17 protein-coding genes are annotated in these 11473 nt (G+C 70.0%); 2 read left to right on the top strand and 15 right to left on the bottom strand.

The window, feature by feature from the left end:
• Positions 1 to 79: 79 nt before the first annotated feature.
• A complete protein-coding gene (ppa, locus tag VJS38_RS15505) occupies positions 80 to 616 on the top strand; it encodes an inorganic diphosphatase (protein WP_324089054.1) in 537 nt (178 codons plus the stop codon).
• Positions 617 to 647: 31 nt separating this feature from the next.
• Here the strand turns inward: ppa and trmB are convergent, their stop codons facing one another.
• Genes trmB through VJS38_RS15570 form a run of 13 tightly spaced genes read right to left on the bottom strand, consistent with a single transcriptional unit; the run spans position 648 to position 9454 of the window.
• On the bottom strand, positions 648 to 1322 hold the full coding sequence (gene trmB / locus VJS38_RS15510; RefSeq protein ID WP_324089055.1) for a tRNA (guanosine(46)-N7)-methyltransferase TrmB: 675 nt from the start codon (positions 1320 to 1322) through the stop codon (positions 648 to 650).
• Positions 1323 to 1362: 40 nt separating this feature from the next.
• Positions 1363 to 1833 (bottom strand): hypothetical protein, encoded by a 471-nt coding sequence (locus tag VJS38_RS15515; RefSeq protein WP_324089056.1) that lies wholly within the window; start codon positions 1831 to 1833, stop codon positions 1363 to 1365.
• Positions 1830 to 2435: a response regulator gene (locus tag VJS38_RS15520; protein ID WP_324089057.1), complete on the bottom strand. Its 606-nt coding sequence runs from the start codon at positions 2433 to 2435 to the stop codon at positions 1830 to 1832. Before VJS38_RS15520 ends, VJS38_RS15515 begins: the two co-directional genes overlap by 4 nt.
• On the bottom strand, positions 2432 to 2779 hold the full coding sequence (locus VJS38_RS15525) for a hypothetical protein (RefSeq protein ID WP_324089058.1): 348 nt from the start codon (positions 2777 to 2779) through the stop codon (positions 2432 to 2434). The genes VJS38_RS15520 and VJS38_RS15525 overlap by 4 nt, the downstream gene beginning before the upstream one ends.
• Positions 2780 to 2791: 12 nt before the next feature.
• Positions 2792 to 3358 carry a chemotaxis protein CheD gene (locus VJS38_RS15530; protein ID WP_324089059.1) on the bottom strand — a complete coding sequence of 189 codons (567 nt, stop codon included), beginning with the start codon at positions 3356 to 3358 and terminating at the stop codon, positions 2792 to 2794.
• Entirely contained in the window at positions 3355 to 3744 is a 390-nt protein-coding gene (locus VJS38_RS15535) for a response regulator (RefSeq protein ID WP_324089060.1), read from the bottom strand. The genes VJS38_RS15530 and VJS38_RS15535 overlap by 4 nt, the downstream gene beginning before the upstream one ends.
• Entirely contained in the window at positions 3744 to 4772 is a 1029-nt protein-coding gene (locus VJS38_RS15540) for a chemotaxis response regulator protein-glutamate methylesterase (RefSeq protein ID WP_324089061.1), read from the bottom strand. Before VJS38_RS15540 ends, VJS38_RS15535 begins: the two co-directional genes overlap by 1 nt.
• Positions 4772 to 5653: a protein-glutamate O-methyltransferase gene (locus VJS38_RS15545; RefSeq protein ID WP_324089062.1), complete on the bottom strand. Its 882-nt coding sequence runs from the start codon at positions 5651 to 5653 to the stop codon at positions 4772 to 4774. Before VJS38_RS15545 ends, VJS38_RS15540 begins: the two co-directional genes overlap by 1 nt.
• Positions 5650 to 6117 (bottom strand): chemotaxis protein CheW, encoded by a 468-nt coding sequence (locus tag VJS38_RS15550; protein ID WP_324089063.1) that lies wholly within the window; start codon positions 6115 to 6117, stop codon positions 5650 to 5652. Before VJS38_RS15550 ends, VJS38_RS15545 begins: the two co-directional genes overlap by 4 nt.
• Positions 6118 to 6122: 5 nt before the next feature.
• On the bottom strand, positions 6123 to 8402 hold the full coding sequence (locus VJS38_RS15555) for a chemotaxis protein CheA (protein ID WP_324089064.1): 2280 nt from the start codon (positions 8400 to 8402) through the stop codon (positions 6123 to 6125).
• 39 nt (positions 8403 to 8441) lie between these two features.
• Complete coding sequence (locus VJS38_RS15560) at positions 8442 to 8807, bottom strand: response regulator (protein ID WP_324089065.1); 366 nt, start codon at positions 8805 to 8807, stop codon at positions 8442 to 8444.
• Complete coding sequence (locus VJS38_RS15565) at positions 8804 to 9112, bottom strand: STAS domain-containing protein (RefSeq protein ID WP_324089066.1); 309 nt, start codon at positions 9110 to 9112, stop codon at positions 8804 to 8806. Before VJS38_RS15565 ends, VJS38_RS15560 begins: the two co-directional genes overlap by 4 nt.
• A 6-nt stretch (positions 9113 to 9118) precedes the next feature.
• Positions 9119 to 9454 (bottom strand): hypothetical protein, encoded by a 336-nt coding sequence (locus VJS38_RS15570; RefSeq protein ID WP_324089067.1) that lies wholly within the window; start codon positions 9452 to 9454, stop codon positions 9119 to 9121.
• A 174-nt stretch (positions 9455 to 9628) separates the two neighbouring features.
• Here VJS38_RS15570 and VJS38_RS15575 point away from each other — a divergent pair, with 174 nt between their 5' ends.
• A complete protein-coding gene (locus VJS38_RS15575; RefSeq protein ID WP_324089068.1) occupies positions 9629 to 10087 on the top strand; it encodes a MarR family winged helix-turn-helix transcriptional regulator in 459 nt (152 codons plus the stop codon).
• A 168-nt stretch (positions 10088 to 10255) separates the two neighbouring features.
• Here VJS38_RS15575 and VJS38_RS15580 read toward each other — a convergent pair whose 3' ends face one another.
• Together VJS38_RS15580 and VJS38_RS15585 are read right to left on the bottom strand one after the other, a co-directional pair.
• The gene (locus tag VJS38_RS15580; RefSeq protein WP_324089069.1) at positions 10256 to 10996 is read right to left on the bottom strand and encodes a Sir2 family NAD-dependent protein deacetylase; all 741 of its coding nucleotides are present in this window, start codon (positions 10994 to 10996) and stop codon (positions 10256 to 10258) included.
• A 226-nt stretch (positions 10997 to 11222) separates the two neighbouring features.
• Positions 11223 to 11473, bottom strand: a 251-nt coding sequence (locus tag VJS38_RS15585; protein WP_324089070.1) for a DUF167 family protein, incomplete at its 5' end; no start/stop codon positions are given.

The following is an 11473-nucleotide window of genomic DNA, read 5'->3' on the forward strand; positions in this document are numbered from 1 at the left end:
AGTAGCCGCGCCCCCTTCCCTCCGCGCAGCGGATGGTCCAGAAGCGCGCCACTCTTGTGTGTGCCCCCCGAAGGACCCCATGGACCTCTCCAAGATCCCCGTCGGCGAGAACCCGCCGTACGACGTCAACGCCATCATCGAGATCCCGCAGGGCGGCGAGCCGGTGAAATACGAGCTGGACAAGGAGTCCGGCGCGATCTTCGTCGACCGCTTCCTGCACACGGCGATGTACTACCCCGGCAACTACGGGTTCATCCCGCACACCCTGGCCGACGACGGCGACCCGATGGACATTATCGTGGTGGGCCCGACGCCGGTGGTGCCGGGCGCGGTGATCCGCTGCCGTCCGGTGGGCGCGCTGATGATGCGCGACGAGGCCGGCGGCGACGAGAAGATCCTGGCGGTGCCGGTGGACAAGCTGCACCCGTTCTATGCCGGCGTGGACAGCTGGCGCGCCCTGCCGTCGATCCTGACCGAGCAGATCGCCCACTTCTTCAAGCACTACAAGGACCTGGAGAAGGGCAAGTCGGTCGAGATCGTCCGCTGGGCCGACCCCGAGGAAGCCGCCGAGCTGATCCGCAACTCGATCGCCGCCTACAAGCAGGAAGCGAAGTAGGCGCCTCTTCCCTCCCCTTCGTGGGGAGGGATCACCCCTTCACGAAATCCAGGAACACCGGCTCGCAGTCGCCCAGGCGCTTTTCCTCGTAGCGGGTGGTGACGTGGTCGGCGGGCGGGGTGCGCCAGTCCGACGCCTGCTCGGCGGTCCAGGTCAGGCCGGGCGCGCCGCTCAGGATCTCCAGGCTCCAGTCGACATAGTTGGCCCAGTCGCTGGCGAAGCGCAGCCGTCCGCCGGCTTTCAGCACCCGCGCCAGTTCCGCGGCGGTGTCGCGCTGCAGCAGCCGGCGCTTGTGGTGGCGGGCCTTGGGCCAGGGGTCGGGGAAGAGGACGAAGATCCGCTCCAGGCTGGCGTCGGGAATCCGCGCCAAGAGCTCGCGGGCGTCGCCGTCGTGCACCCGCACATTGGCCAGCTTCGCCGCCTCGATGTGGCGCAGCGCGCTCGCCACGCCGTTCTGGAAGGGCTCGGCGCCGATGAACAGCACGTCTGGGCGCCTGGCCGCCTGGGCCGCCAGGTGCTCGCCGCCGCCGAAGCCGATCTCCAGCCAGGCCTCGGCCGCCCCAGCCATCAGCGCGCGCGGCTCGAACGGCGCTTGCGGGACGCGCAGGCTCGGCAGGAGGGTGTCCATCAGCGCCGCCTGGCGCGGCTTGATCGGGCGCGATTTCAGCCGGCCGTAGGAGCGCAGCGGCGGGTGGGGCAAGGTCATGGCCGGCTTCTTAATCGGCCGGCCGCCGTCTTAGAAGCCGTCAGCCGACGCTGGTGGCGACCTGGCGCAGGCCGGCCAGCACCTCGTCGCGGATCGCCGCCGGGTGGTCGCCGGGATTGCGCAGCAGCTTGAGGCCGTCGAGGTGCACCCGGATCATCTGCCACTGGAACCGCTCCAGCGTCTGGAAGCGGCTGACCAGCTCGCAGAGGCTGTAGGCGGCCTGGCCCAGCTCGCCCAGGCCGAAGACCCCGCCCATGGCCACGACCCGGTTGGCGCAGATGTACATTTTCTGCAGGGCCGTCTCGTCGAACGCCTGGCCTGCCTTGAGCGCCTCGCCCAAAGCGTAGATCTCTTGCAGGTTGGCGTCGATCTCGGCGATCGTCGGTTCGCGGACTTCCTCGACCGCCTTCTGGGCGGCGGACAGGGCCTCGGCGGCGCTCATGCCGCCGGTCCGGACCACGCTCTTCGCCAGGCGGTTCTCGTATTTGAAGGTGGTGGCGCCTGGTTTCACAGCGAGGCCCTTTTCGGGTTGAACATGGCGTCGATGTCGGACTGGGACATGTCCGGCCCGGCCGCCTTGCCGAGCTTGGCCGAGACGTCGTCGTGCCGCCGGCCCTTGGTCCCGGCCGGTGGGCCGAAGGTCTTGTGCCGCCGGTCGGGCCCGGCGTAGCTGTCGCTGACGACGAACTGCCGCTCCTCGCGAGCGAGCCACAGGACGCGGTCGAGCATGATCTTCGGCGTGATCGGCTTGGCGACCACGAAGTTGGCGCCGCAGTCGCGCGCCTTGCTGATCGAGGAGGGCACGGTGTGGCCGCTGATCAGCATCATCGGCGTCAGGCGGTTGTCGTTGTCCTCCATCCGCCGCACGCCCTTGACGAAGTCGAAGCCCGCCCCGCCCGGCATGTCGCAGTCGACGATGATCAGGTCGAAGACGACGCCCTTGAGGATGCAGTCGTTGGCCTCGTTCAGCGTCAGGCACTTGCGGATCGCCTTGACGCCGAAGCCGATGAAGACCTGACCGAGGATGTCGAGCTCGGCCTGGTTGTTCTGCAGCAGAAGGACCGTGGCTTTCGACAGGTTGAGGCGCGCCGCCTCCGTTGCCTTCCCGCTCATGGACAGGCTCCGAACAGATCGAGTTCCCCGCTCTCGGGCGGCGCGAGCAGCGCCGCGCCGGTGAGCCGCCGCGCGAGCTCGGTGAGCGGAACGATGGCCGCCGCCGGCGCCGGATCCACCAGCCATTCCGCCGGCAGGCTGGCGGAGAGGGCATGCAGGTAGTCGGCGACCGCCGCCAGGCTCTGGGTCAGAAGGTCGAGCGTCTGCGCCTCCTCGATCGCCGCCCCGCTCTGCAGCGCGGGCGCGAGGCCGGCCTGCAACGCTTCGCAGCGGTCGGCCAGCGCCGCCAGCTCGCCGGCGCAGGCGCCGAGCGTCCGGGAGAGGGGTTGGGGGGAAGGCGACACGACCGCGGGCCCTCAGAACAGCTCGAGCGCGCCGGTGTCGACGGCGGGCTTCGGGAGGGGGGCGGTTTCGCGGGCGAAGACCTCGGGGGTGTCCTTCGGCAGGAAGACCTGGCGCGCGCGGCCGCTGACCGGCCAGTACTGGATGCGCCGCCCGGCGTCGCCGCGCAAGCTGCCGCCGACGTGGTTGAGGCCCTCGCGGCGCAGGAAGTTCTCGGCGAAGGTGGCGTTCATCTCGCCGATGTCGGTCAGGCCGGTGATCAGCCGGGCGCCGCCGAAGAGCTTGGCTTCCAGCCGCTCGCGGCGCGCGCCGTTCGACAGGAGCGCGTTCACCAGCAGCTCCATGGCGTGCACGCCGTAGCGCACCGAGTCGGCGTCGCCCTTGCGCGGGTCGCCGCCGGGCAACAGGAAGTGGTTCATTCCGCCGATGCCGGCGACGGGATCACGAAGGCACGCGGCCACGCAGCTTCCCAGGATGGTGGTGAGCACCGCCTCCGGGTCGTCGGTGACGTATTGCTCGCCCTGTACGATGTGCACGGGGCGCAGGCCGTCAGCTCTGGGTCGCGTCCCGACGTGGGTCATGTGAGCGGACCGAACACCGCTTCGATCTTTTCCTTCAGCGTCTGCACGGTGAAGGGCTTGACGAGGTAGTTGTTGACGCCGAACTGCACCGCGCGCTGCACCAGCTCCTTGTCCGCCCGGCCCGTCAGCATGATGAAGGCCGTGCCGCGGATCGGCTCGTGGGCGCGGACCGCGCGCAGCAGGCCCAGGCCGTCCAGCTTGGGCATGTTGTAGTCGGAGATGATCAGGTGCGCCTTGCTGGTCAGCATGGCGCGCAGGCCGTCCTCGCCGTCGGCGCATTCTCGGATGTCCTTGAATCCGAGCTGCTGCAGACCGCTGCGGACCAGCGAGCGCATGGTCTGCTGGTCATCGACGACAAGCACCTTCAGGGAAGCGGCTGCGGGCATCAGGCGTTCTCGATCACTTTGGAGCTGGGCGCTTTGAGGAGTTCGGCGGCGATCCGGTCGAGGGGCGCTTGACGCTCGACGGCGCCGATTTCGAAGGCCGCCTTCGGCATGCCGTAGACGACGGAGGAGGCTTCGTCCTGGCCGAAGGTGCGGGCGCCGGCGCGGCGCATGGCCAAGAGGCCCTCGGCGCCGTCGCGGCCCATGCCGGTCAGGATGGCGCCCACGGCCCTGGGCCCCATGGCCTTGGCGACCGAACGGAACAGGACGTCGACGGAGGGGCGGTGGCCGTTGACCGCCGGCCCGTCGGAAAGCCGGCAGCGCAGCGTGCCCGAGCCGCCGATCTCCAGATGCTTCTCGCCGCCCGGGGCGATGTAGATCCGGCCCGCGTCCAGCACCGCGCCGTCATGCGCTTCGGCCACCTTGGGGGCGCACAGCCGGTCCAGCCGCTCGGAGAAGCTCTTGGTGAAGGTCGCCGGCATGTGCTGGGTGATCACCGTCGGCGGGCAGTTGGCGGGGAAGCGGGTCAAGACCGTGAGCAGCGCCTCGACGCCGCCGGTCGACGAGCCGATGGCGATCAGCCGCCCGTCGGGGATGTGCTCCACCGGCGCCGGCGCGGCCGCGCCCGGGTCGCGCAGCGGCCGCACCTTGGCCTTGGCTGCGGCCTTCACCTTGAAGGGCAGGTCGGAGAAGCCTTCCAGGCCGCCGGTCGAGGGCTTGGCGACGCAGTCGATGGCGCCCAGCTCCAGGGCCTCCATCGTCGCCTCGGCGCCGCGCACCGTGAGCGTCGAGACCATGACCACCGGCATCGGCCGCAGGCGCATGATCTTCTCCAGGAAGTCGATGCCGTTCATGTTCGGCATCTCGACGTCGAGGGTGATGACGTCGGGGTTCAGCTGCTTGATCGCCTCGCGCGCTTCCAGCGGGTCGCCCGCTTCGCCCACGACCTCGATCTCCGGGTCGCGCTGCAGCACGGTGGCGATGAGACTGCGCATGGTGGCGGAGTCGTCGACTATCAGCACACGGATCATTAGCGCACGCTCCGCAGGCGATAGGTGGTTACGCCGTCCGTCTCCAGGCGCGCCGCAGCGGGGCCGCACACGCGTTCGGAGTGGCCGATGTAGAGCCGAGCTTCCGGGCTCATCAGAGGCAGGAAGCGGCTGAACACCTTCGACTGCGTCTCCTCTTCAAAATAGATGACGACGTTGCGGCAGAAGATCGCCTGGAACTGGCGCCGCATGGGCCAGTCCCCGATCAGGTTGAGCTCGTTGAAGGTCACCAGCCGGCGCACCGCCTCGGCGATGCGGAAGCCTTCGCCGTCGCGCTCGAACCAGCGGCTGCGCAGGTCGGCGGGGACGGCGGCGACGACCTGGCCCGAGTAGACGCCGGCGCGGGCCTCGGCCAGCATCTGGGTGTCGATGTCGGTGGCCAGGATCTTAACGTCATAGTCGGCTGCGTCCGGCATCAGCGACAGCACCGTCAGCGCGATCGAATAGGGCTCCTGGCCGTTCGAGCAGGCCGCCGACCAGATCCGCACCGAGCCGCCGCGCCGCGCGCCCGCCAGCAGGGGCGGCAGCAACTTGTCCTTCAGATGGTCGAAGTGGTGCGGCTCGCGGAAGAAGCGGGTGACGTTGGTGGTCAGCGCCACGATCATCTGCTGGCGCTCGTCCAGCCCCTCGGCGCCGGTCACCAGCTTGCAGTACTGGCGGAAGCTCTCCAGGCCCAGCGCGCGCAGGCGCTTGGCCAGGCGCGAATAGACCAGCGTCGCCTTGCTCTCCGGCAGGGCGATCCCCGCCGTCGCATGCAGGGTGGCCGCGATCGTGCGGAAGTCCTCCGCCGTGAACAGGAACTCCCCGTCCACCAGCTGGGCGCGGCGGTCCTCCCGCAAAATTGTCGGGGGCAGGACGCTCATGCCGCGTGATCGAGCTCGCGGTCAGGCAGGACCCGGTCCAGCGAGATGAAGCTCACCATGCGGCCTTCAATGGCCAGGAGGCCGCGCACGAAGTTGCGCACCATTTCCGAGGCCACGTCGGGCGTCGGCTGGATGTCCTGGTCGGTGACCGTCAGGATGTCGGAGACTGCGTCGACCAAGAGGCCCACGATCTGGTTCTGCACCTGGGCGACGATGATGACGTGCCGGGCGGTCGGATCGGCCGCGCCCAGGCCCAGGCGCGCGCCCAGGTCGACGATCGGCAGCACCGCCCCGCGCAGATTGATCACGCCACGGACGAACGGCGGCGCCTGGGGCAGGGCCGTCGCCGGCGTCCAGCCGCGGATCTCGCGGACTTCCATGATGTCGACGCAGAACTCCTGCTCGCCGATGCGGAAGGAGATCAGCTCGCGTCCGACGCCCGACTGGTTCGCAACTTCGCTCATCGTCTTCAGCCCGCTTGCAGGAGCCTGGGGGCCTCGGTCGTCCGCGAGGCCGCCACCAGGGCGTCGATATCGAGGATCAGGGCGACGCGGCCGTCGCCGGTGATGGTGGCCGCGGCGATGCCCGGCACGCGGCGGTAGTTGGCCTCCAGGCTCTTGATCACCACCTGGCGCTGGCCCTGGATCGCGTCGACCAGCAGCACCGCGCGGGCGCCGCCTTCGCCCTCGATCAAGAGCGCCACGCCCTGCTCGGCGTCCAGCGGCTCGGCCCGGTAGCCGAGCGCCAGGCCCACGTCGACCAGCGGCACATAGGCGCCGCGGATGGCGATCACCCGCGCGCCCCCGCCCAGGCCGTGCACGTCGGTGCGCTTCGGCTGCAAGGTCTCGATGATCGCGGTCAGCGGGGCCACCAGGGTCTGCTGGCCGGCGGTGACCACCATGCCGTCGAGCACCGCCAGCGTCAGCGGCAGGCTCATCGAGAAGGTCGAGCCCAGGCCCGGCCGCGAGGTGATCGAGATCCGCCCGCCCAGGTCCTGGATCGAGCGCTTCACCACGTCCATGCCGACGCCGCGGCCGGAAATGTCGGAGATGGCGCTGGCGGTCGAGAAGCCCGGCAGGAAGATCAGGTTGTCGGTCTCTTCATCGGTCAGGCTGGCGTCGGCGGCGATCAGGCCCTTGTCGATGGCGATCTGCTTGACGCGCTCGCGGTTGATGCCGCCGCCGTCGTCGGCGACCTCGATGACGATGCGGCCGGAGCGGTGGGCGGCGGAGAGCTTGACCACGCCTTCCGGGTTCTTGCCGGCGGCGACGCGCTTCTCCGGGCTCTCCAGCCCGTGGTCGATGGCGTTGCGGATCATGTGCGTCAGCGGATCGGTCAGCCGCTCGACGACCGTCTTGTCGACCTCGGTGCCCTCGCCCTCGGTGACCAGGCGGACCTGCTTGCCGGTGATCGCGGCGACCTCGCGCGCCAGGCGCGGCATCCGCTGGAACACCGACTTCACCGGCTGGGCGCGGATGGCCATGACGCTGTCCTGGATCTCCCGGGTCAGCTGTTCCAGCTCGTCCAGGGCGCTGGCGACGTGCGAGGCGCGGGCGACGCCCAGCTCGTTGACGCGCGAGGCCAGCATGGCCTGGTTGATCACCAGCTCGCCGACCAGGTCGATCAGCCGGTCCACCCGGTCGAGGTCGACGCGGATGGTGGGGGCGGCCTGCACGGCGACGGCCTTGCCGGCCTCGGCCCTTCCAGCGTCGCCCTGGCCGCGGCGGTCGTCGCCGCTGCGGCGGTCCTCGACGCGGCGGTCCTCGGCCGGCGGCGCATTGGCCGCTTCCAGGACCGGGGCGGAGACGGCCTCGACGACGGGTTCTGCGGGAGCGGCCCCGACCGGGGCCTCAGGCTTTGGGAGGAGCGTCTCCTCGACGGCGGCCTCTTCGACTGCAGATTGGGCCATGCTGATCAGGGCGGCGATGTCGAGCTCGGCGGACGAGGCCTCGATCGGCTCGCCGTCGGCGCCGATCGCCTGGATGTCCAGCTCGCAGTCGGCGTCGACGAACTCGAACACCTCGCGCACGTCGGTCTCGCTGGCGTCGCCGCGCAGGCGGACGTTCCAGGTGAGGTAGGCGCCCTCGGGATCGAGATGCGGCAGGAGCGGCAGGTCGCTGGCGTCCAGCTCGACCTCCACCTCGCCCAGGCGCGCAAGCTCGCGCAGCAACAGGACGGTCTCGTTGGCCTTGGCGTAGAGCTCGGCCCGCGGCTTGAAGCGCAGGGTCCAGGCGGACGGCTCGGGGGCGTCTTCGACGAGGACCGGCGCGGCCGCCTCCTCGAGGTCCAGTTCGAGCGGAGCGATCTGCATCGGCTGGAAGGCGATCTCGCCCATGCCGTCGTCGCCGCCGTCGGCGTCCGCTTCGATGCCCGCCACGGCGGCGAGCTCGGCGGCGATCGCGTCGCAGCGGCTCTGGTCGACCTCGCCGCCGTCGCGCGCGGCGCGCACCAGGTCGGCCAGCACGTCGGCCGAGCGCAGCAACGACTTCACGACCGCGTCGGAGGCGGCCAGGCGCCCCGCGCGAACCTCGTCCAGGGTGGTCTCGAACACGTGGGCGAAGCGCACCAGGTCGTCCAGGCCGAACGCGCCGGCGCCGCCCTTGACCGAATGCACCGCGCGGAACACGGCGTTGACGGTCTCCGTGTCGGTGTCGCCGCCTTCCATGGCCAGGAGACCGGATTCCAGTTCGGCGAGCTGCTCCTCGCACTCCTGGAAGAAAGTCGCCTTGATTTCCGCCATCGGATCCATGGACCGGGTCCCTTAGTCTCGCCTCAAGGTCTTGCGCGTTCAGGCCGCGACGCGGCGAATGGCTTCCACCAGCTTCTCGGGATTGAAGGGCTTCACGATCCAGCCCGTGGCCCCGGCGTCACGCGCCCGCGCCTTCTTCTCCGGCGAGGACTCGGTGGTCAGCACCAGGATCGGGATCGCCCGGCAGCGGGCGTCGGAGCGGACGCCCTCGATGAAGCCGTAGCCGTCCATGCGCGGCATGTTGATGTCGGTGACGATGACGTCCGGGGTCTCGCCCGCCAGGACCTCCAGGCCGTGGACGCCGTCCTCCGCCTGCACGACGTTGAAGCCCGCGTCGACGAGGGCCAGCCGCAGCATGTCGCGCATGGTGCGGGAATCGTCGACCGTCAGAATGGTCTTGCTCATGCGCTGAGCTCCCGAGAGTTGAAGTGCTGTTCGATGGGCGCCCCGAGGAGGGCGAGGGTCGAGGTGAACTCGCTGGAGGGCGAGACCACGGAGAATTCGGCGCCGTCGGCGTCCCAGGTGCGGCGCGCGGAGAGCAGCACCTGCAGGCATTGCGCGCCGAGCCGCTCGACGGCGGAGGCGTCGACGTCGACGTTGCGGCCGCGCAGGGCCAGGAACTCGTTCACCAGCGGGGCGGCGGCGTTCAGGTCGAGCACCTGGCCCAGCCGCAGGACGGCCGCGCTGTCGGGAGCAGGTTTGCGGGGCATGGCGGGCTAGATCTCGCTTCCGATGTCGTCGCCGGCGCCTGCTCGGGGGCGCCCGGCCGCGCCGCCGCCGGCGGCGTGCGCAGCTTGCGAGATGAAGGCGACCGGGATCGCGCCGACGTCGGCGGCCGACGTCTGGAAGATCGTCTGGTTCAGTTCAAACACTGCGACGTCTCCGCCCGAAACCCCGGGGCGCTTCTGCCCCCCCGTCGCACTGATTTCAGGGTTGTCGCGTTGAAAAAGGATTACTGCGGCGGAAACTAAGCTGGGGAGGCTCTCCGGGCTTCCGAATCGTTCGCCGGATAATTGGTCCAGGTGGTGTTTGTCCCACAGGCTCAGATTCACTATGCGCCGGCAAGTGTAAGGGAGCGGCCGGCGGCTGGCGGGGGGGCGACTACTTTTTCGCGTCTGAATTTGGTCACATTGTCGCAGGTGCGTCGGAATGGAAGGTCTAAGCTTCACCGGAACGCGCCTTCTCTTGTAACCCTCCGCGGGGTGACCGCGTTCGGGAGTGTTTTTGTGTACACCGCCAAGGTCGAGCCAGAGGGCCAGGACGTCTGCTCGGCGCTCGCCCAGGCCCTGTTGCTGGCCGCGCGGCGGTGGCGCACCCGGCTCAACGAACGCCTGAAGGCGATCGGCCAGACCGACGCGCGGTGCGCGGCGCTGGCGGAGATCGCCGACTGCGCCGATGGGGTGGTGCAGCGCGAGCTGTCCCAGCGGCTGGGCGTCGAGGAGCCGACGGTGGTGCGCCTCCTGGACGCGCTCGAGGCGCAGGGCTGGGTCGAGCGCCGGGCCCACAGCCTCGATCGCCGAGCCAAGGTCGTGCAGATCACCGGCGAGGCCCAGCCGGTGCTCGACCAGGCCGAGGAGATCGTCGCCGACCTGCAGGCGGAGATGTTCGCCGAGATCGACCCCGCCGACCTCGCCGTCTGCCTGCGCGTGCTCAATCAGCTGACCCGCAAGCTGGATCGGGTCTGAGCGCCCACGCGGAACGCGCCGTAGGCGCTTTTAAGTTCACCACCAAGCTCACCAAGACCACCAAGACGCGCTGCACGGCTCCAGCGTGGAAGCCTTTCGCTCGGCCCCTTGGTGGTCTTGGTGAGCTTGGTGGTTGAATTCGACTACCGGCGCTGACGCGCCGTAAGCTCACGCCGCCACGACCTCGGTCATCACCGCGCCGATCTCCTCGTGCAGCACGAGGTCCGCGTAAGGGTCGAGCTCGGTCGGCTCGCGGTTGACGATGGCGAGCAGGGCGCCGTTGCGCTTGGCGATCAGCGGGAAGCCTGCCGCCGGGTGCACCGCCAGCGACGAGCCCAGCACCAGGAACAGGTCGCAGCTCAGCGACGCCTGCTGGGCGCGGGCCATCGGCTCCTGCGGCATCGACTGGCCGAAGGAGATGACGGCCGTCTTCACGAGCCCGCCGCAGCGGCGGCAGTAGGGGATCTCGCCGGCCTTGAGGAAGCTGTCCTTCAGTTCCGCCAGCTCGTGGCGCTCCTCGCACTCCAGGCACATGGCGTAGCTGGCGTTGCCGTGCAGCTCGATCACCTTGTCCGCCGGCACGCCTGAGTCCTGGTGCAGGTTGTCGACGTTCTGGGTGATGACGGCCCGGGCCTTGCCGGCCGCGACCAGCCGGGCGACCGCATGGTGGCCGGCGTTGGGCGCCGCCCCCGTCCAGCGCGCCGTCCCGCTGAAGGTGCGGGTCCAGGCCTCGCGCCGCTTGGCCGCATCGCCGACGAACTCCTGGAAATAGATCGGCTTCATCTTGCTCCACACCCCGCCGGGGCTGCGGAAGTCCGGGATGCCGGACTCGGTGGAGATCCCCGCGCCGGTGAAGACCACCATGCGCCGGGCCTCGTCGATCATGCGGGCGAGGTCGGATCGCGACATGGGCTTCAACATCGCCCCTCGCGCGCGCCGGCGCCAGAGGGCGATCGAACGGGCCCGAGAAGGGGAGGAGGTGATCGGCCCGGCCAGGGTGGGGGGGATGCCAGGGGTGTGGGCCGGGCCGATCCTTGACCCGCCTGCAATGGTGATCGCTTGCGGATCGCGCCTAGAACCCTTCCCCGAAAGGCAAGTTCCGGCCGCCGACGATTTCTTTCGCCGTCCTAGGCGTTCACCCGATTGCATCGGGCGGCGCGCCCAGCCGCGACCAGGCCTCGGCCTCGTCCAGCCCCGTGATCTCGATCTGCTTCACCCGCGCGGTCTCCCCGCGCAGGATCCTCACCGCCGACTTCGGCCGCCCCAGAGTCCTGGCGATCAGGGCGACGACCGCGGCGTTGGCGGCCCCGTCGGCCGCCGCGGCGGCGACGCGTAGTTTGAGGACGGCGCGTCCGGCGTCGTCGCGCATCCATCCTTCCACGGCGT

Origin of the sequence: Phenylobacterium sp., from assembly GCF_035276905.1 — a bacterium.
GTDB lineage: Bacteria > Pseudomonadota > Alphaproteobacteria > Caulobacterales > Caulobacteraceae > Phenylobacterium.